Source organism: Ructibacterium sp. SJQ-7 (genome assembly GCF_054696575.1).
Genome location: NZ_CP195193.1, coordinates 1818739 through 1843368, shown reverse-complemented (window position 1 = coordinate 1843368; position 24630 = coordinate 1818739). Strand labels below are relative to the sequence as shown.

General features: G+C 40.5%; 1 protein-coding gene (only partly in view). It reads right to left on the bottom strand.

All 24630 nt of this window come from inside a single coding sequence — locus ACSAMO_RS08180, RCC1 domain-containing protein, on the bottom strand. Of the gene's 88038 coding nucleotides, 38821 precede the window and 24587 follow it; the stretch shown corresponds to coding positions 38822-63451 — codons 12941 (partial) to 21151 (partial); reading right to left, the first codon wholly in view occupies positions 24626-24628. The start codon and the stop codon both lie outside this window.

The window sequence follows — 24630 nt, the reverse complement described above, 5'->3', positions numbered from 1 at the left end:
GTCCAAGTTGCTTTTGGTTGTTTTCACCCCATGTAATAACATTACCGTTATTTAGTAATGCCGCTGAATGATTAAGACCTGTATAAATACGAACTACATCATTACTGTAATCAGTGTTACCGACTTTAAGTTTAACTTCTGTCGGTTCTCTGTAGATCTTTGTATTTATACTGTTGACATCAATCTGACCGCTGTCGTTGCTGCCCCATGCCCATACGCTACCGTCGTAACGAATTGCATAAACTGTCTGACCGCCTGAACCACGGCTGATGTCAACAACCTTATTAAGACTCTTAACGATTACAGGAGTTGATGAGTATGACTGTGATGAGTTAGAGTCATTACCAATCTGACCATAGTCATTCCATCCCCAAGCATATACTATACCACTTCTTGAAAGTGCTACTGTATGATATGTTCCGACCGATACCTTAACTATATCTGTTAACTCAACTGTTTTAGCGTTTGAATCTGTCAATGTTACACGTTCAGGTGACATAACCATATCACGAACTGAAGGATCATAACCAAGTCCAAGTTGTCCTCTGTTATTTAGACCCCATGTATATACATTACCCTTATCTGTCAAGGCTACTGAATGATACTCACCGGCGTAAACCTTAACAACATTTTCGCCTGTGCTTATAAGCGTACCGTCTGAGCTTTCTTCAACTTTTCTTAGATCATCAAAGAATGTTAATCTCTGAGGAACATTTTGAATTACGTTATCTGCCGTTCCAATACCAAGCTGTCCATATGTGTTGCTACCGAATGCCCATACGCTGCCATCCTGCTTAAGCACTATTGTATGCGCTCTGCCTGATGCGGTCATAGGTGCTACGATTGATGGATTTTCTTCTGTTCCTTGCTCGATATTTGTTACAAAGTATACAAGCTTTTCACTTCCGGCACTTGTGCCGTTTGAATTCTTAATTGTTCTTGTTACAACTATCTGTGTAAGACCTGTAACAGACTTACCTGAAACATAAACATCTCCGTTTTCATCAATTCTTGCATCGGCAATATCGCCATTAACGCTTACAGCTGTTATATCAACTGAATCGTTATAATCTAACAATAGATTGAACTTAGATACATCAGGAACATTAAGTTTAACTTCATCTCCGTCTGAAACAACTGTTACTTCGTTGTCTCCAGCAACAAGTCTTGATTCACCTATCATAACAGGAGTATCACTGCGTGTTTCGATTGTATCCAATCCAAATTCTGTACCATTGCCTTGTGTATAGTCACCGAAACCGTATACAACACCGTTTCTGTCGGCAAATGTACTGAACTTATTACCGGCCGATATGCTCATTGCATAAACATTGCTTAGGAACATTTCGTTTGCTGTAGGCTTGCTTATATATTGAATTGTACCGTCGTTCATACCACCAAGACCAAGTTGTCCTAATGAGTTATCACCAAATACATAAAGCGTACCTGTTTGATTTGTTACCATAGAATGATTATATCCGGCCGATATATCAAATATTCCGCTTGCCTCAACTGTTTGAATCGCCGTTGTTTCCAACAAGTTTCCGTTACCAAGTTGTCCATAACTGTTATCACCGAATGATGCAGCATTTGTAGTATAGTACAATGCCAAGCCATGGTTAGTTCCGGCTGATACAGCTACTACTGATGCACCAAGGAATGAAGGAACCTTTGTAGGAATTCTTAAATCTCCTGACAAGTTGTAAATACCAAGTTTATTATGTTCATAATTACCTGTAGCATAAACTGTTCCGTTCATCTGCAAGAATAGTGTATGATCTTCACCTACTGAAATTTGTCTTACATTAGCAATCGCAAGTTTCTTCGGTGTTGCAACTTCTGTTTCATCACCAAGACCAAGTTGTCCGTGTGTATTATCACCCCAAGCATATACGTTACCCTTATTTGTAAGAGCCATACTGAATCCGTTGCCTGCGGCTATTGAAACAAATTTTTCTCCTACTCCAAGGTCAACATTAACTCTTGTGAAGATATGTGATTCACCGTCAGCAGTTGTTATACCAAGCTGACCGCGGTCATTATTACCGGCTGCCCATACAACGCCATTTTTATCAAGAAGAAGTGTATGATCATATCCTGCGTCAGCATCAACGTAAATCTTTGATGTTGTAAATGCCGCTACCGGTTTATCACTTGTATCTGTGTTGCCTGTACCTAGTTGTCCGTGTGTGTTAACACCGAATCCCCATACACTGCCGTCGTAACGTACAGTTATTGTATGGTTTGTTCCTGCCTGTACTTTTGGTTGGAAGTCATAATCAGCATCTTGTGGAAGAACTACAATCTTAGCAAATGATGTCTTATTCAAGCTTTCGTTTTCTGTTACTTTGACATATGCAATTCCTTCTTTAAGTGCCTCAATACTCTTTCCGTTTTCAGGAACTGACAGAACAGCGTCATCGACTACCATTCCGTTATTTTTAACATCATATTTGAAGTTATAATCAGTATTTGCACCTGCCTTAGCGGTGTAAACGTTGAATGCCTCAAATGATGCCTGTAAGTCTGCCAGTTCACCCTTCTTGACATAGATTGTACCGTAGCCTGAAGAGATAATGTTACCGTCTTCGTCTACCTTATTAATTTCAATCTGACTGTCACCGCAGATAACAAACTTACTGCTGTTTTGTGTTTCACCGTTTGCAAGCTGACCAAGAGCATTTTCACCTTCGCCCCAAACTCTACCATCTGAATCAATCAAGTATACTTGATTATATCCGGCTGAAATTACATCAACGTTTGAAGGAGCTGAATCTATGATTGTTGCAACTGACATACGTTCATTTGTTGCCGGATCTTTGCCAAGCTGTCCTGAACTGTTGTCGCCCCAACCATATACTGTTGATTTGCTTGTCTTATCGGCTAATGTTTCTGTCTTAACTGCGTATGAAGAATATTGACCTGCCGCAATATCCGATACATCTACTAAGTATTCGTTTTCACTTATCTTAACTTGTACCGCATTGCTTTCCGCATTTTCACTGTTACCGATTTGACCGTATGTATTATCGCCATATGCCCAAACTCTGCTGTCTTCATCAAGAATAAGCAAATGATCTCTATCTGCCACTATCTTAACAGCCGATACATCACTGTTATTCTTCTTTATTGAAACCTTCTGCGGACTTCCTGATTCATCAATCCTCCATACCATACCGCCAGTTGTACGAGCGTACATTCCACTGATTTGTGCAACGCCTGTAAGGTTTGGAATTTGAGCAATCTTTCTTGAGTTGTATACGAACATCTCACCGAATCCATATACAAATCCGTCATTTGTAAGAACAAGAACACTGTTATCTGTTACTGATACACTCTTGACATTTGTCATAACTTTTCCGTTAGGACCTGTTACGGCAACAGGAGTTACTGACTTAGCCGCTGTTGTTCCGCCGCCAAGCTGACCGAATGTATTATCGCCCCATGCGTAAAGCTTGCTTTCTTCACTGCCGTCTGCATTCTTCTTATATGTTACCGCATAAGCTGAATTCTTACCGGCTGCAATGTACATTACGTCTTCGGCAATAGATACCATACCGATTGTATCTGCTGTACTTCTGCCAAGTTGATCTGATGAGTTGTCACCCCATGTCCATACACTGCCGTTCGCTTTTAGAACAACTGTGAATCCTTCACCGGCTGCAACCATCGGTGTATACTTATCATCTTCACTGCCACCTGAAACTGTTACAACAACGTAAGCCGAAACTCCGCCACTTGTAACCTTTAGGTTAGCCTTACCGGCTTTAACACCTGTCATTGTTTGAGGTGCTGATTCTGATACTGTAAGTATATCCTTATTCAATGATGTGTATGTTACATTTGTTGAGCCCGTACCTGTTAGACCTAACAAGTTAAATGCGTCTGTTGCACTGATTGTCAGCAATGGGTTGATTTCAACTGTATCACCCTTTCTGATAGTAAGTTCAGAAGGAGTTACATTAATTTCACCCTTACCTACAAGTACCGGTACTGATGTATTATCAACATCAAGGTTACCAAGTTGTCCATTATTGTTTAGACCGTATGTCCACATATATCCTGTTGACTGAAGTGTTGATGTAGCACCGTATCCGGCATCTATTGCAATTATTGAGAAATCGTCTGCATCATCTGTATAAACAGTCTTAACAGGTAGTGATACTTTACCGCCGACATCTGTTCTGCCGATCTGACCAAACTCATTGCTACCCCATGTATAAACAACGCCCTTATTATCGCTTGCATCGTTCTTTTCGATTGCAAGTGCAACGCTGTGTTTATCACCGGCTGATACGCTTATAACATTTTCAAGTAGTTGAGTCTTATCACTGTCAAGGTAAACAAATTCAGGATTATTCATATTACCGTTGTCAGATTGACCGTTACCAAGTTGTCCGTATGAACCGGCACCCCATGCAAGTACATAACCTTCTGCATTAAGTGCAAGTGTATGATCATCAGCTGACTTAGATGAAATATCAACAATGTTATTTACAGAATTGTTTTCACCCTTGAATATCTTAAATTCAGGACTTGTAGGGTCTGTAGGTAGTTCCCAAACAGTACCGCTTGTCTTTAATACATATCCGCCGCTTATCTTACTTACCTTTTTAACAATACTCATTTGTGTCGGTTTTGCACCATAGCCGTCACCGGTATATTCTCCGGTGTCAATATCTATTGCCGCATTACCGAATGCAAATGTATTTCTGTTAATTCCCAAAGGTACTGTAACTCTTGAACCATCATTCTTCTTAGCTATTGTAATATTTGATGTTCCTTCTGTTACGATAAAGCTACTGTATTCACCGGCAAATATATCTGCGATTTCGATATTCTTTAGATAATTTATGCCGTCAAATACACCTGCCTTAACAGGCTTTGTCGAATATGTTGTTGTCTTGTCTACACCAAGTTGTCCGTATGTATTGTCACCCCATGTCCAGATGTTTCCGTCTGAATCAAGTGCGACTACATGAGCTTTTCCTACTGCAATCTTTGTTATATACGCATTTGATGCAAGACCGCTGAATGTTACTTGTGTAGGAATGATATTTCTATCAGAAGTACGTCCGCCTTGTCCAAGCTGACCTTCTGTATTCTTACCCCATGTCCATACTGTACCGTCAGCTTTCAATGCAACTGTAAATTCATCGCCGCTACCCATATGAGGTGCAGTTCTGTAGTCATCAGCGTGACCAAGCACAGTAACATTAGCTACTGCCGACTTATTATTTTCCGGATTATCTTCGTCAATGTATCTAACTATAATCTTTGTTTCACCGTAATGAGCCGGTGTAATCTTTGTATAGCTGATGTCATAATCAGAAAGATCTCCGTCAACCTTTTGAGCAGATGCTATATTATCATTGAATGACTCGAATACAAGTTTCTTTGTCTTTTCAAAGTCAATCTGTCTGCCCAAACTGAATGAACGCATATATGCCGCAGGAACTGTAATTGTATTTACAAAGTCGCCGTTTGCATCTTGTTCATCATCAAGAACTATATCGTAATTTCCAAGAGCGATGTATTCTTCATCAACAATGCCAGGGTATTCACTTGCATCTCTTGTGAAATTACCAAGCTGACCGCTGTCGTTCTGACCCCATGTATAAACCAATCCGTCATCAAGGAATGCGGCTGAGTGCATACCGCCAGAACCGACACCGATTATTGCTCTGTTTGCAGGAGTTGTTCCGTCTTCTTCATAATACAAGTTTGGAACAAGATATGCTGCATTTAGATTAGTTATACCGCCGACTCCAAGTTCACCGTATTCATTGCTACCCCATGCAAAAGCATTATGCTTTCTGTCAATAGCCATGATATGAGTCTTACTCTGACCGTCTTCTGTTTCATAATAGCCGATTGATACATTAGCTATATTATGTAGGTAAATACTTGGTTCACCTGTGTCTTCATCAGCTACGTTAAACTGACTGTCATCAGGATTCATTGTAACTTCTACCGGTACATTTGAATAATATGTCGACGTTTGACCCAAGATAACACCAGGATTAATGCTTGGATCTGCATATGGCATAAAGCTTCCTGTACCAAGTTGTGAAGATGATGCGTCACCCCATGTATAAACTCTTCTGTTTCTGTCATATACATATTCCGGAGTTCCGTCAGGATTTGTGTTACCTGTGTAATGGTACTTCGTTGAAATTGCAACGAAGTTATAACCCTTACCTACGATTCTTGTAACATTGTTTAATTCTTCCTGATTTTCAGATGCTTCATCTTCTTTTCTGATTGTCGTTACTTTTTCAAGCTGAGTATTGTATTCAACACTCTTGCTTATACCTGTACCAAGTTCACCGTGGCTGTTTCCGCCGACTGTGTAAACTGTACCGTTTGCAATAAGGACAGCTGTTGCTTCTTTACTTGCCGCTGACATTACAACACCGCTTAGATTACTTTCACCGACGCCCTTCATCTTTTCAGGAACAAAATTTGTAGGATCGTTATCTTCAGTCACTGTCTTTCTGCCAAGCTGACCCTTATTATTTCTACCCCATGTATAAACTTCACCTGTTGCCGTTACGGCTACAGTATGATATGCACCGGCAGAAACGTCTATAATCTGTGATGCAAAGTTTTCATCAAGTTCTACAAGGATAGGTCTGTTTGTATTCTTTATAAGTATAGGGTTAACACCTAACTGACCGTATGTATTGTCACCCCAAGCATATACTTTACCGCTTTGACCGATAATTATAGCATGGTTTTCACCAACCGCAACGCTTAGAATATTTTCCATAGGTGTTGCAATTTCTTGTGCCGCATCGTTAACACTTGCGTAATATGAATCGATCTGTACCGGAATTGTAAGCATACTTTGCTTACTTCCTGTACCTGTCATGCCGTTTTCATTATTACCCCATGCCCACAATGTACCATCTTTCTTAAGGGCAACTGTGAAGTCTTTACCAAGCTGAATCTGTGCATACGTTATATCTTCAGTTACGATAATACGGCTGAATACAGTTTGTTGAGTAATTGTATTAGTTGCAACTACTCTTGTTTCACCTTCTGTAACGCCTGTTATGTTTGCAGTCTTAGGCTGCTGACTGTCAACAGTAACCTTTGCAATCGAGTCATCCAATACCTTCCATTCAAATGTACCTACACTTGAAGCAAGATCTGTATAAACTGAGAACATATCTGCGCCTGTAATCGTAATTGTTGTTTTACCGTCAACTGCCAACGTTGCTGTAGGAGGCATAATAGACATCTTTGCATTACCTGCAACCACCGGAACAACAGAAGTTTCCTGACTCTTATCGCCAAGTTGGAATCTATTGTTATAACCCCATGTATATACAACACCGTCACGAGAGATTGACGCAATGTGTTCACCGTTTATGATTGATGAAACTTGAACGATTGTATCAAGTCTATCACTTGATGTATCATCCTTATAAACAAGTCTTGCCTTATATTGATTAGCATTCTTAGTCTTATTTCCAAGTACACCTGTTTCAATTCCACCGTATACATTTGTACCCCACATATAAACGTTACTGCTATTTGTAACAGCACCACTGAAGTGGTCACCGGCGAATACGCTGTATACGCCACTCATAGGCTCAGCTACATCTCTTGTTAGCAAGTTGCCTGATTCGTCAACATATGTTTCAGACTTCCAAGCCTGAACTCTTGCAATGCTCTTATCAGTTGGGAATACAACTGTTTTCTTAACTTCGTTACCAAGAGCATCTTCTGTTACAGTCGTTCCGTTTTCATCAGAGAATGTACCGTTTGTATATGCTACACCGTTTCCAAGAACACCGTTCTTATTATTACCATAAGCATATACTTCGTTTGCAAAGTCTGATGTATCGTTGCCTTCTGCATCAGCAGATTTCTTGTATTGATACAAGTTCAATATTGCATGTTCAGGGCCTAATGCTCCATTCACAACGCCTGTAAGTGCTTTCATATCTGTATCAAGTACAGGAAGAGGTATTGTTCTGTTGTATCCGTTATTTGCACTGCCTGTACTCCAAACTTCGCCGTTTCCAAGAACACCTGTTTCGTTGCTACCTGTAATATAAACTGTACCGTCACGATTTATAATCGCAATATTCTTTTCACCGATTACTACATCAACAGCATCGTCAATACCATACATTCTATACGGTATATTCTTATTTGAGCTTGCTGAACTTTCTGTTATAGCATCATGTCCGATACCAAGTTGACCGTATCTGTTGCTACCCCATACATATACAGTGCCTTCTTCTGTGATTGCCGCCGCTGTTGAACCGGATGCAAAGACTTTAACTACCTTACCTGTATTTTCACCGCCAAGATATGTACTTCCCATTGATCCGTTTGAAGGAGTCGGTGCAACGTCATATACCTTTCTCGGTGAATATACGCTTGTTCCCGATGATAGCTTTCTACCAAGCTGTCCTACACCGGCGTCATTTCTACCCCATGACCATACGTTTCCGTCTTTGTCAACTGCAAGTGAGAAGTTATCACCTGCCGCAACAGAAACTATATTTTCCATAGGTTTACCGTTTACAAGAACTTCTGTAGGTTCGTTAATTGTCTTTTTAGTTGTATTAAATCCTGCTTGTCCTCTTGAGTTATCGCCCCATGTATATACATGACCGTTACTTGCAAGAGCAAGAGTAAATTGATTTCCTGTCACAACCATTGGTTGAACTGATGTTGTTACATCAGTAACATTAGGAAGTACATTTACATCGAACAATGAGTATTTTCCTGAATTTTCTTCGTATACAACCATTCTTGCAGAACCGACTGACTTATAAGTAATGTTACCGTCATTATCTATCTCCGCAACGTCAGGATTTGTTGATGTTGCTTTGAAGTTTGTATTTGTAACACGCTTGTCGAATACATTAAACTGATTCATTGTAAGATATACTCGACCAGGAGCCGCTCCGGCATTTGCAAGTACAGCATTATTGCTGTCCACGCCGTCTACATTGATAATTCCCGAATATACTTCAACAGGATATAATTCATTATCAAGAATTGCATCACCTAATTGTCCACGTTCATTATTACCTACTGTTCTGATTGAACCGTCCTGCATAATGAATGCTGACATACCGCCGTTACTGCTTACTGCAGCCGCCAATACACCGGTAAAGTCTGTGCCGTCTGTAATCTTAGCCGCAACAATTTCATTTACACTATTATTGTTTCCGACTGCAAGTTTACCGTTTGTATTGTCACCGATTACATTTACTGTACCTGTACCCTTCTGTACCATCATTGATGCGTTGCCGCTTGTTATATCAATAGTTTGGCTCATATCAGTATTCTTTACAGGAGTGCTTATAGGTAGAGTATTTGTAGTGATACCTGTCTGATAATTGTCATTATTACCCCATACATAATATTCGTATGAGTTATTTGTTGTATTTTCTGTAAGGGCAGCTGCGTTACCGTTACCGGCTGCAACTTCAAGCACACGGATATTTTCAAGTCCGCCACCGCTTACTATTGCCTGTCCTGTAACGCTGTCTATCACACCTTCGCCCATTTCTGAGTTTTCGTTACTACCCCATGCAAGAACTTTACCAAGTTCCTGAACACCATAGCTTGTTGTAAATTCATCTCCTTTACCTGCAGCTATTGATGTCATTCTTGATACAGGAACATAAACAGGTGTTGAAACGATTTCGTTATCAGAATTTTCTACTTGCTTAAACTTATTTGAACCCCATGCAAATACGTCACCGTTTGATGATAATGCCATTGCATAACTGTTGCCTACGCTTCCGCCGGCACTTATGTCTTGCATTACTACATTATAATCAGTGAAGTATGCAACCATTTGAGGTGATGGAACAAGTGTTTCCTTGTTTGATACCTCTGATGGATTCTTTTCGTCTATAAAGTCAGAAGTATCTGTACCGTTACCAATCTGACCGTTATTGTTTCTGCCCCATGTATACAAGTTACCGTCAACGTCTATAGCCATTGCGAAGTCAGGACCTGCGGCAATCTTTGTGAACTTAACAGGAACTTCTCTTGATGTAACAACGTCTTCGCCGTCTGCACCTGTTGTTATTTCAGTTACAGTCTTTGTTACATTAAGTTTCTGAGGTTTCATATCGATACTGCCGACACGACCTAATCCAAGACCAAGTTGACCATAAGTATTATCGCCCCATGCGTACAAATCACCGTTTGCACGAAGTGCAAGGATAAAGTTATCTCCGGCTGAAATCTGCGGATAAGCAATATATTCTTCATCTGCATTTTCTGCCTTAACTTCTGTATCGTCAGGAAGAGATATAATATGTACATACATTCTCTTTTCGGCATTATCATCGCCTCTTGCAGAGATTTCTACATATGTCTTTCCTGTGCTTTCTGCACTTACCTGACCATATCCATCTACTGATGCTATGTCACTGTCAAGGACTCTGTATGTTGTGCTGACATTTACAGGCTGTTCATCTTCATATAGATTAAAGCCTTGATGTGCTGTCATACCTATACCTTTTGATTCTTGATTCTTCTTAACAAGTATTTCGTTTGAATCAAGAGTTATAATCAAGTCAGAGCCAACCATTGATGCTGTTGTAAAGTCTGATGTTACATCTTGATTTGCAATCTGACCCTTGTCATTCTTACCGAATGCCCATACATAACCGTCACTGTCAGCATAAGCTGAATGTACGCCGCCAACAGATGATGTCATACTAAGTACATTTGATGCGATTTGTCCGTCTGTTCTTACAACATTGGATTTACCCGATAGAGTATAAACATCACTTGACAATCCGCCTACACCAAGCTGACCGCTTGAAGCGAGTCCGCCCATAATAGGTGTTCCGTTTGAATCCACGATATACAAGCTTTCGCCACCGCCGATAAGCACTGCATTTGAAATTTCTGCAAGCTTTGTCGGTTTAGTAACGTCAAGTTTCATTTCGCCGAATTCACCGTTCTTATTTGCACCCCATACCCAAACACTGCCTGTTACGTCTGTATCAACAGTTATGTCTTGTGCAAGAGCATATGTAATTGCCATTACATTTTCGCTACCGGCTGCAATCGCCATTACACGATTTTCCATTTCAGCAGTTCCGGCTCTGAAATCAACGTTATCTGTGTTTTCACCTGTACCGTACTCATATCTTGTACCTTTACCTTGTGAATATACAGAACCGTCAAATTTAAGCATATGAGATGTTGCACTGTTTCCGATAGCAACTTGTGCAACTGAATCAGTTACTCTTATCGGTGCTTGATAGTTATTGACGCCGCTTTCCATACTTATTTGATTATAAGCATTATTACCACTGCCATATACAACGCCGCCGTCCTCTACAAACAATGCAAACATTGCATCATTTGTAAGTCCGCCGATTGCTATATCGACAATGTTTGACATATAGCCGGCTTGGGACAATGCGTCATCACCATAAGACGGTTGTTCACCAATCTTAACACGTTCAGGTGTACTTACCTTAACTGACGTACTGTTTATACCAAGCTGACCACTATCATTTCTTCCCCATGCCCATACATGACCTGTTGTATCTATAGCAAGAGCACTGTCGCCTGCGGCTGCAATCTTAACTATTCTTACGTTATCGCCGTTTTCATCTTTTATGCTTACCTGTTGAGGATAAATTGCTGTACCGAAGATTTGTCCGCTACCAAGCTGACCATACTCGTTACCGCCCCATGCCCAAACAGTTCCGTTTGGTTTTAGTGCGTACGTTGTATTTGTACCGGATACAACCTGTGGATAAGCAACACTATCCATATAGCTGTCAGTATCCGATCCTCCGATTCTTGAATCTTTCGGACGAACTTCTACCTTAAATGTACCAACTGTCAATGAATCATCGGCAAGTGATACGATTACATATGTTGTTCCTTCCTTCTTACCTGTAAGCTTACCTGTTGAAGAATCTACTTCAACGATGTCACTGCTACCATCCCATGTCTGCCACTTCAATTCAACTTCTTCTGTTGAAGTACCTTCTGCACCGCTCAACAAGTTGAATGAAGATATTGTAGGACGTTTTGGTTCTTCTACGTCATCAACTCTTAGTGAATATGTATACTTATCAAACAAGAAGTATGCAGTTCCGACACGAGCCGGTTCATATCTGTCAACCGTTGTTCCGTCACCGATTATTCCGTTTTCATTAATACCATATGCCCATACGGCACCATTATCTGTTGTAATTACAGATATATCACTGTTTGTTCTGCCGTTTGATACAAGAATTACATTCTTAACGTATCCGCTAACGTCTGTCTTTCCTGCAAGAACTCTGCCTATCGGAAGAATTTCGTTATCATGTTCTGTGCCACGTCCAAGCATAGCTCCATACATACCTGCTGACCACAAGTTTTCACTGCTGTAAGAACCATCATCGTTCTGACCACCGTTTGCATAGATTACCTGAACATACTCAGATATATCACCGCTAAGTGGGAATGCACCTCTTTGAGCCCATTCAAAGTTGTATGCTCTTACCGGTGTCTTTTCTACTGTCAAATACTCAGGACTGTCGCTGCCATATCCAAGTTGACCTTGTCTTAGGTCACCCCACATAGCTACGCCACCGTCCATAAGTATAGCCATAATATTATTTGTACCGCCAAATGCAGCTATTGCTTTTTCAGGAAGTGATGCACGGCTTGGTGATGTCGAAATATTTTCGCCTATACCGTAGATGCCGTTTGAATTATCACCCCATGTAATAATCTGACCGTCAGCCTTTAAGATGTGCATTGTATCTCCGAGTTTATCAGGGATAAGCTTTCTTGCACTCTTTAGAATTGTATTTCTGGTTGTGATGTTTCTCGGAAGAGTCATCTTCGCATTATATGTATCCTGCGGTGAAACAACTCCCTTATAGTTATAACCCCAACCAAAGATATTACCGTCTGCATCGATTGCATATGAGTACTGTTTTGTACCTTCTTTTGAATCTACGCCAGTACCTGCGGCTGCAATATCAATAATTCTTGAGCCATAAATTGATTCAGCAACTGTACCTGTAGCACTGTCACCAAGATAATAATCTCTTGTAGTTCCGTAAACTCTTACTGCGTACTTCTGAACGTTAAATTCAGTTTGTGAACCGTTACCAAGAGCACCCTTAACACCAGTACCCCATGAGTATACATGTCCGTCACTTGTAAGAGCCATGCTGTGGTTTCCACCTGTCGCTATCTTGATTACGTTTGTCAATGCACTTGGGCTTGCAGTAGCATTTTCACGTTTCATTACCTGTACAGGAATTGTAGTATATGAAGACTTGCTACCGTTACCTGATTGACCGTATGAGTTATTACCCCATGACCAAACTGTTCCGTCTGAACGAAGTGCAATAGTATGATTTTCACCTACTGCAATCATCGGCATAACGTTGCTTCTGTCATTTCCTGCCGGAATAACATTAAGTTTAATTGTACCTGTATTACCTCTCGAATCCTTTGCAACAAGATATGTTACACCTGTCTTCTGCTTAACGTACAATTTACCTGTTGTGTTATTTCCGCCGTTTGGATTAGCCTCAAACTCTGCCACTTCAGTATTTAGTGACTCGAATGTCAATCCTGTCGGTTTATAAGCAGACTCACCGAATAGTGTAAAGCCTATAACGCCTACTACATTGTCAAGATCAATCTGGATTACATCGTTTTGTCTTACTGCTGTTTCAAGAGTACCATTATCACGCATAATAGTATCATAGAACATATGAATTGGTATGTCTGATATATCATTTCGTGTCAATGTTGCCTCTGCGAAGTCAATATAAGCTCCGCCACCGTCTATAAGTACAGCCGCCGGATATTCACGATTATCCTGTGTACCGTCACCAATCTGACCTCTTGTGTTATCACCCCAAGCATAGATTTTACCTATACTATCGAAGATAACGCCATTCGCACCGTTTGCTGCCGCCGCAATAGATTTTGCACCGTTGAACGGTTCATAATGATGATCCGGATCACTGTCACCTGCGTGCAATAATACAACTGCATTATCTTTTACGTCAGGATAATATGCGTTTCCGTCTGCATCATTTACTGTATCTATACCAAGTTGACCACCGTTCTTGTCGTCAATTTGGTTATTACCACGAACTCTTGAATGTCCGTTTGTATAAGTTACGAATGCACTTTCACCGGCTGTTACACCGTTCGGAGTCCAATCTTCACCTTCAACAGTTTCATTATATACATCTGAAAGAGTTGGATTTTCAACAACAGTTTCATATGTATTATCGTCTTTTAGATACATACCAAGTTGGTTATGGTTATTACTGCCCCATGCCCATACATGGCTTGTTTCTGACAATGCAAGTACACTGTTTGTTGACGCAGACAATGTAACGGCTTTTTCAGCTATATCTGCATATGCTATACCATTACCATAGTAATCGCCGTCACCAAACTTATACGATGTATTTTCGCCCCATGCAATTATGTCACCGTTTCTTGTAAGTGCATAACTTGTATTATTGTCAGCATATACTGCCGCAATTTCCAAAGAACTCTTAATATGTAGTTTTTGCGGTATCAAAGCTGTTTCTGTTAATTCAGGAATTACCTGATGGTTGCTTCCGTCACCGAACGCATATATATCGCCTGTGTTTGTAAGCAATAATGTATGATTCAAGCCAACTGCAATGTCTACTACGTTATCAATTCCTTCTACTCTTACAGGAGAAATTGAGTTATCCTTTGTACCGTTTCCAAGTTGACCGTTATCATTTCTACCCCAAGCATATACTTCACCGTTTATTGTAACGGCTACCATAAATCCGTCACCTACAACGACCTTCTTAACGTTACCGTTTATTGCAACTGTTGGTGTTGTTGAATATGGTGTTGCGTCGCTTGTAAGTCCTATACCAAGCTGACCGTATGTATTGTCACCCCATGTATATAGTACACCGCCGTCTGTAACGGCTGCCATTGTCTTACCACCTACAGCTACATATGGGTAAACTTTACTGTCATCTCTTATAACTGTTTCGCCTTGTTCAAACTGAACATCCATTGGCATAACATTAATCTTGATAATTCCTGTTGCGCCTGTTTCGTTACCCTTTACAACAATATATGTTGTTCCAAGAGCTATTGCACTTGTTTGATCTGCCGGTGTAACTACACCATCATTTGAAACAATTGCTACACTTTCGTCAAGTGACTTGAATGTATAACCGTTATCTCTAACCTTAAACGAACCTGTTATCAAGTTAAAGCTTGGATCTCTTTCAACGAATATTTCATTCATATCTATTGAAAGGATTTCACTTCTAAGAATATTTACCTCGTAAGGCATTGGATCATCGTCTGTGTACTGCTTTGTAATATCAGTATAATCACCGTTTGCGTCACGTCTGATTATTGCTCCGCTATTCATCATAACAGTATCAGCACTTCTGCCTATACCAACAAGGACAGGAATATCCTTATCAACAGCTGTACCGTCGCCAAGTTGACCGTTTGCATTATTACCGATAGAGTAAACGTCACCGTTACTTCTTAGTATTGCAGATGTGTTATCACCCGACGCAATCATAATTGTATCTGTAACAACACTGTTATTATCAAGGTCATCAAGCAACTCTACTGCCATCTTATTTGTTTGAATACCACTTGCTGAAGTGATTGTATTCAAATTTTTACCCCATGTAACAACGTTCTTTTCTGAACGTGTCAATGCGTTCATATGTTCTTTTCCGACAGAGATTTGTCTGATGTCTGTTAGAAGTACACCGACATGATTTTCCTTGTCGTACTCATACATAACCTGAGCCGGAACAGCTACTACATCAGCTGTACTGTTATTACCCACCTGACTGTAACTGTTATCGCCCCATGCCCATGGAGTACCGTCTGTCTTAATTGCCGCAGAATTATTATATCCTGCATAAATCTTTTCAACATCTTGAATATCAACTGCTACTGGAATAGTTCTTGTTGTTGCGCTTGTCTTAGTTCCGTCAGCCTCAAGAACATCTTCATATGTTCCTTCACCCAACTGACCTCTGCTGTTATCGCCCCATGCCCATACACTGCCATTCTTATCAAGAGCAAGCATATGGTGTGCACCTGCCGCGATAGATACGATATTTTCAAGATACATTGTTGTACTCTTGCTCTTACCTGCAAGAACTCTTTGAGGATATTTCTGAATATCATCTGTCTTACTTATTCCAAGCAAGCCCGATGCATTATTACCGAACATCCATACACGACCCTTGTTATCAAGAGCTGCTGTAAAGTCGTCGCCGGCTGTTATATCAACAATGTCTGTCAAATATTGTGCATCTTCTGTTTCAGAAGTTGATGCGCCTGTTACTACTGCAACCGGAATTAGGCTATCTGATGTATTGCCTGTACCAAGCTGACCGTCTGCACCGTGACCCCATGTGTAAACCTTACCGTCTGATGTAAGTGCTACACTGTGGTACTTACCCTGTGCAACCTTAACTATTCCGTCAAGGTATCCGTCACTTATAGGGTTACGAACTTGAACCGGCATTGAAGAAGGAGTTACTGAGTTATTACCAAGTTGTCCGTATGTATTATCTCCCCATGTCCAAACTGTTCCGTCTGACATCAATGCTATTGAATTAAAGCTGTTCGACGCAACCATCGGTGCGGCTAATATATCTTTACCGAATTCCTCATCGTCACGCTTTGTCGCTCTGAATTCCAATTCAAATGTTTGTGCGATATTTCTTGTTCTGTCTTGAACAATAAGTGTTGTAACGGCATACTTGCTGTCAATAGCTTTTTGTGTAGGTGTAACAATCCAGTTATCGTCTACACTGAACAAGCTTGTATCAGCAGGTATCATATAGATGTCTTCTACCTTAAACTCATCATTACCTGTTTCAGAATCAGTATTTAGATAGAATCTCATTTCATCATATACTGCATTCTTATCAAGAACAAATTGCTGAATGTTGCCTGACGCATCATTTGTCAATGTAATTGTTCTCGGTACATAGTTTTCAGTATCATAATCTACACTTTCAAAGCTTTGTAGGCTAATATCATCGCCGGCAGAATATACTTCGTTCATTTCAACAATATCGCTTTCTTCAAGCATGCTGAACATTGCAAATTCTGCTGATGTTACGATTGAACCTGCCTGTGTATTAGTAACAATACCTGCTTTTCTTATTGTTAACTTAGAGTTTGCACCGACTGCAACCGGAACAAGTTGTTCATCGAACGTACTGTTACCGATTTGTCCTGAGTCGTTTTTACCCCAAGCATACATATTTCCGCTTGTTGTTTGAACAACTGTATATCCGTCACCTGCTGAAACTGCCTTTGCATTGTTAATATCACTCTGCATTACAGGATATAGTCTTTCAAAGTGAGTTGCGTCACCTATCTGACCATTATCGTTATTACCCCAGCTATAAACGTGACCGTCTTTGCTTATTGCTACAGCTGTCTTCGGTGATGCGGCTATTGCATAAATACCTTCAAGAGTACCGTCACCTGTTACTCCGGCTACGGCTACAGCTGATTTCTGTATACCGCCCTTTGTACCGTTGCCCATTACTCCGTATGTATTATCACCCCATGCGTAAACTATTCCGTCTGCCGTTAATGCAAGTGAATAGTTATCGGCTGCGGCAACTGCAACTGCATTTGTAATGCTTTCACCGTTTGATTTCTTAACAGCTTGTAATACTGCGCTTGATGAACCACTTGTGTTCTGACCAAGCTGACCGTATGTATTATCACCCCAAGCATAAACTGTACCTTGAGTAGCAGTTTCTGCCTCAGATGCAGGAATAACTATACCAACTGAATGATTCTTACCAGATGCTACTTCAAGGAAGTTCAAGTCACCCTTATCTCTTGTTACAAGGTGAGCCTCCTTAGCATAATTTTCAGTTGACGGTGAAGTCATAGGCTTACCGTTATTTAGTATACTCTGCTGATAACCAAGCTGATTATGATCGTTCTTACCCCATGTATACGCTCTCTTTGTCAAAGCGTCAATGATAATTGTATGGCTTTCGCTCAATTCAACTGCCGAAACAAGAATTGTTTCATCAGCGTTTGGTGTAGCCGGATTATCCTTTAGGGCTTCGACAAGTGTCGGATATGCAACTATCTTTCCGTCAACACCAAGTTGTCCGTTATCATTATTACCCCATACATAAAGTAGACCGTCTTGATCTATTGCAGCTGAACTGTTTGCACCTGCTGCAACATATTTTATGTTTGTAAGCAACTTTGTATTGCTTTCATTTTGACCTATACGAACTTGACGAGGAACAAACTTATCTACATTTGATGTTCCGTATGTACCGTCACCAAGTTGTCCGTATGTATTGTCACCCCATGCCCAAACTGTTCCGTCTGCACGAAGTGCCAATGTATGTCCGTATCCCGATACAATCATCGGAACTGTAATCTCTGTATCTGCGCTTTGAGCAACTCTTACAGTGAATGAGTACGAACTTCCAAGAATCTTATCTGTTACTGTTATAACAGAACTATCAATTCTGCCCATACCTGTAACAACACCGTTTGAGTCAACTGTAACTGCTGACGGATTACTTGATGTAAATGTCAATCTGTCAGTAGTCATTTCATAGCCTACTCTGTCATATACAGATGAAGATTCAATATTTGCACTACCCCAAACTGAGTTGCCTGCAATTTGAAGAATTTGATTGCTTGTAAGTTCAAGTGATGTCGGTAATGGATTAGACATTGTATATGCTCTTGTAACTTCATCGTTTTCTTTAACCTGAGCATAAACAACATTCAAGTTCAATACCTTCATTTCATCATATGAAACAGGTTCGTCTGATGAAATTTCTTTACCGTGAACTGAGCCTTCGCCCCATGCGTATGTTGTACCGTTTGCGTCTGAAACTGTAAACACATTTCCTACTGACGCAAGTCTTACAATATTCTGTAGCTTATGATCTGTATCGCCGGCGCTTTCACCTTCTGCTTTAAGTTCAGCAGACAAGTTACCGTTGCCCCAAGCATATACATGACCGTCCTCAGTCAAAGCTGCACCGCCTTTGCCTGTTGCGGCAATCTGTACAACTTTTTCTGTTATAGGAAGTAATGTAGGTGTAAGTTCACGTTGTGTCTTTATACCTATACCAAGTTGTCCGTTATCGTTATTACCCCAAGCATATACATCGCCATCGCTTGAAAGTGCGATTACATGACTTTCACCGACTGCAATTTGTGTAATAACTTTTCCTCGAGGAATTGCTGTTGCTACCGGTGTTCTATTATATGACTTAGCATATCCGTAACCGTTTTGACCTGATGTATTAACACCCCATGAATATACTGCGCCGTCTGAAGTAAGAACTACAACAAACGAATTACCTACTGCTGCCTGAACAACCTTGTTTGTATCAAGGTTATTGCCCTTAACTTGTGCAGGTTCGGTTGTATCACCCGTTCTACCAAGCTGACCAAGTTTATTGTCACTTCCCCATGTATAAATGGTTCCGTCATTCTTGACCATAATTCTTGTACCGTCATCAGTATAAGGTGACGCAAATACGCCTGTTTCAGCTTGAGGTTTTCCGTTATCTCTTACTGCAACCTTAATATATGATACAAGATTTTCTGTTGTTTCAACAACTTTAATTACAGTTGTTCCGTAACGTCTTTCCTTTGTTGCATCGCTTAATGTAACAACACCTGTTGTTTCATTTACAGACATAATAGAAGGATCTAATGAATAGAATCTTATATTTGCACTGTCTGCGATACTGATTTGTGAATCATTTGATGCGAACAAGTTAAAGTCATTATCGGCTGCCGCCATTGTTATTGAATTATTGCTTATTGTAAGTGTATCGTCCGGTGTGATTGTTACGTTATAAGGAAGTGGGTTATTGCTATCATATGTAACATTTGTACTTCCTGTAACGTACGCATTTGTTATTGTCAAACCGTTCTTATCACTTAGCTTAACTGTATTAGCAAGATTTACGTCTGCTCTTGTGCCTATACCAAGTTGTCCGTTGTCATTTTGACCCCAACCGTATACGATACCGTTTGAGGCAACTGCAAATGATGTATTATAGCCTGCACCTACACCCCACATATTTATCATATATTGGTTAGTCTGTGAGCTTGCACCTGAGTAAACCTTATTAGGTGTCTTATATTCATTTGCATTTGTGCTTAAACCAAGCTGACCTAATGTATTGTTACCCCAAGCATATACATTGCCTTTTTCTGTGATAGCAACGATATGACTGTAACCCAATGCCATAGCTTGAATATTTTCTTCAATATTCAATGCAGTATCAGGTACTGACAATACATTTGTATCAGAGTTATTACCTAATTGATAATTTCCGTTTGCACCCCATAGATAAGCTTTACCGTCTGAAATTATAGCTGAGTAATCACCTCGAGCAATAATCTGATCGACTGTAGCTATTGAAGTCGGAATATTTATCTCTTTCGGTACACCGTCGGTTGACGCACTGAATGTATCTGTGCCCTTACCAAGCTGACCAGAGTCATTTGCACCCCATGTATAAACCTTACCTACAGCATAAACCATTGCATGATTTGCTCCGGCTGTAATCATTGTTGCACCTGTGATGCTTTCTATCTTGCTCGGTGAATAGAAGTCGCTGTGAGCCATTGTATTTCCAAGACCCATCTGGCTGTAATCATTATTACCCCAAACATAAACGTCACCTGCACTTGTTAGTGCCATTGCGAAGTTATCGCCTGCTGAAATTCTGATTATGTATTCACCTACTGCCAAATCGAATGATACCTTTTGTGGAGTTGACTTATCATCAACAGAACCGATACCAAGTTGACCTGACTCGTTTGCACCCCATGTATATACATTACCGTCATCAGTAAGTGCCATTGCAAATTCTTTACCGGCTGCAACTGATGAGATATTTGAAAGTGCGATTTGTTGCGGATTAATAACTTGTGCGTTATTACCACCCTTGCCATTACCAAGTTGTCCGTGAGTATTATTACCCCATGTCCATACACTGCCGTCTGCTTTCAATGCTATCGTAAAGTCACTGCCACCTACTATTGTCGCAGACTTATTTGCTGAATATTCAGGCTTAATAACTATATTGAATGACTTTGTATATTGAGTTGGGTTATGTTTAACTGTAACCTTTGCAATACCGTAGCTTGTAGCAGTCTTAGGTGAAATAACACCTGTAGCATTGTCGATTGTTAACAAATCACTGTCTGTCGAGATTGTTATATCGCTCGGACTTACAGTTGATCCACCTGAACCTCCTGTGCTCATTGATGTATAAACATTAAATCTGCTTATTGATGTTATAACCTTTATTGTATTCAAATCTACCGCAACATTCTGAGTTGGGAATATTGAAATACTTTCCGGAACTGTTGTGTATGTTTCACCTACAGGTGTACCTGTTACATTAATCTTTGTTATAACAAGTCCCTTTGAACCTTCTGAACTGCTTCCTATACATTGAGGAACAGATGCACTCGTTTCACCGTCTGCAAGAGCCGTACCAAGTTGACCTTGATCATTATGACCCCATGTATAGATTTCACCCATATTTGTGAACAATACAGAATGTTCGTTTCCGGCTGATATACCGTTTGCACCGCTAAAGTCACTGCCATCTTCGTTTACAACTTTGACAGCCGTTGACTTCTGTGCTTTTGTACCGTCGCCAAGTTCACCGTACATATTATCGCCCCATGCGTAAATTGAACCGTCTGCAGCGATTGCCAATGAGTGAGTAATTCCGGCGTCTATATCTACAATTCCTTCAAGATCGAAAGTTTCGTAGTTAAGAGCTGTTACAACCTTACCAGGCATAGCTCTTGTTTCACCACTACCGTCACCAAGACGTCCATAGTAGTTATAACCCCATGTCCATACGTTTCCGTTTTGTGAAAGTGCGGCTGTATGTTCATCGCCTGCCGAAATCTTAGCTACGTTATACTTAAATTCTGAATCTGCATCTCCAAGAACTTCTCTCGGAACATCATAACGATCTGCCGGATTTGTATCGTTCATACCAAGCTGACTGTTTACATTTCTACCCCATGTATATACAACACCGCTTGTTGTAAGAGCAGAAGTATGGTTACCGCCCGCTGAAATACCAACGATTGATTCAAGATGTTTTGTTTCGCCGAAGTCTGTTACGATAACAGGTACATTATAATGTTCAGAGGCATTTGTTCCGTATACAGAACTTGCCTTTTGCTGATGTCCGATTTGACCTGATTCGTTGCTGCCCCATGCGTAAACTGTACCATCTGCCATAAGTGCAACTGAATGATTTTCACCGGCGGCAATATCAACGGCATTTGTAATTCCGTTTACAAGAACCGGATAATTGCTATCTTCATTATAACCATTACCAAGCTGACCTTTTTCACCGCCGCCCCATGCGTAAACCTTACCGTCTGCAGTAAGTGCAAGAGCGTGACTTTCACCGGCGGCAATCTTCACAACGTTTGTAAGAGCAGTGTTTTCACTTAACTCTACTTGTGTTGCAACATCTACATATTCATCAGATTTCGCACTTACTTTATTATGTAAGTTTGAACCCCATGACCATACAGTTCCGTCATCCTTTAGAGTAATAACAAAATCTGTACCGGCTGCAACCATAGGTGCTGTGAATGCACCGTTAGGTATTACATTTACCTTTATAAATCCAACGTTTTCACCGTCAGTTCCGTCATCGTTAAGTTCAATAATCTTTATGTAAGTTGTTCCGTAACGACCTGATACTGTCGAAATTGTTTTTCCATTTACTACTGCTACATTTGAATCAAGAGCTTCAAGTCTGTAATTCATAACATTTTCCCATCTCTTTGTACCAAGTACATTGAAACGATAAGGAACGAACTTCTTAACTCCGTCAATACCAAGTTCATCACCACTTTCAAGATTAAACTCATATAAAAGTTTATCGTTGTCTGTGTATGAAACTGTACCTACTACCGCCTTAGTTACACGAATGCCTTCAGGCGCTTTATTTACCTTAATCGGTGATGTTGATGTATTATTTGTGCCGTCACCAAGTTGATAATTACTGTTTTCACCCCATGTATATACATTACCGTCTGAAAGGACTGCCATTGCGTGATTACCGCCAGCCGCAGATGTAATAACATTGCTTAGTCCTTCAACCTTTGTAGGAGTTTCGTTCTTGTTCCATGCGTATGCACTGCCGTCAACCGATACTGCGGTGAATTGTTCACCCTTAGCGTCTACTTGAGTAGCATTGTCAAGAACCTTTGTTGCGTTGCTTTCGCCGCCGCCCCATGTATATACACTGCCGTCTGCTGTAAGAGCAATAGATGTATCTGCACCGGCTGCGATTGCAACCACACTGCTTACACCCTCTGCCATTACAGGTAGCGGAGTTGATGATGTATCAGATCCAAGTTGTCCTGAATCATTTGAACCCCATGTCCAAACTGAACCGTCTGCCTTCAATGCTACTGTATGATTTTCACCAGCTGCGATAGCTTGTACATTAGTAATTCTCAATGGTTTTGCATAATAATTCTGTCTTGATCTGTTCTGACCAATCTTATCAGATACTGCACCCCATACATATACTCTACCGTCTTTTGAAAGTGCAACTGCATGAGTCGAATATGCCTTAACAGATATAATATCTGATAGCGGTGTATCTGAACTGTTCATAACTCTTTGCGGATATGCGTAAGCAGTTGAGCCTGCATTGCCTATACCTGTTTGAGAGTTTTCATTTGTACCCCAAGCGTATACTTCACCGTCATTTGTTAGAATTACACTGAAGTTTTCACCTGACGCAAATTCTTTTACGTTATTAAATATAACTTGTCCGTCATTGTCTTTCATTACAACACCAGGAGCATATACATCAGATTGATTATCAAACAATGATACGTTTAACTTATCAAAGCTGTTATCGCCCCATGCGCTTACTGTTCCGTCTGCATTTACGATTGCAGAACTTGTTGTACTTAATGACGCCTCCGGAAGTGATGTTGTTCCGTCTGCGATTAGACCTACTCTTATAAAGCCTGTTGCAGTATCACCGTCATATGGCACTGACATTGTTACATAAGCACTGTCACCAGCTACTGCATTTTCTGGTGATTTTGCCTTAACGGTTGAATTAGTTGATGTAACTTCTATTGCCTCTTCATCGGTTGACTTAGCATCAATATTATCTACTGATATTTCTGTCACACGCTTATCGAAGTATAGGTTAAATGCAAGAACTTCTTCTACAACAATTCTGTCAATAACCACAGTTTCGTCAACATCTATCATAATTTCGTTCGGATATTCAAGTTCCTTAACAGGAGTTGTCAAATCCGACTTCTTATAAACATACGCGTGTGCAACCTTAATCATCTTTGTTGCCGGTTCTGTAATTGCCTGAACAGGGTAGTTCTTATTAACATTTGTCTGATCGCCAAGCTGACCTGAACTATTTGAACCCCATGTCCAAACTGTACCGTCTGAAATATATGCAGACATTGAATCTCCGCCGGCAGCACCGTTTAGGGCACCCTTAATGCCATTCGATGATGACCATACTCCGCCGTCATTTGATACGATTTGTACAGGAGCCGAGCTTGTGCCGT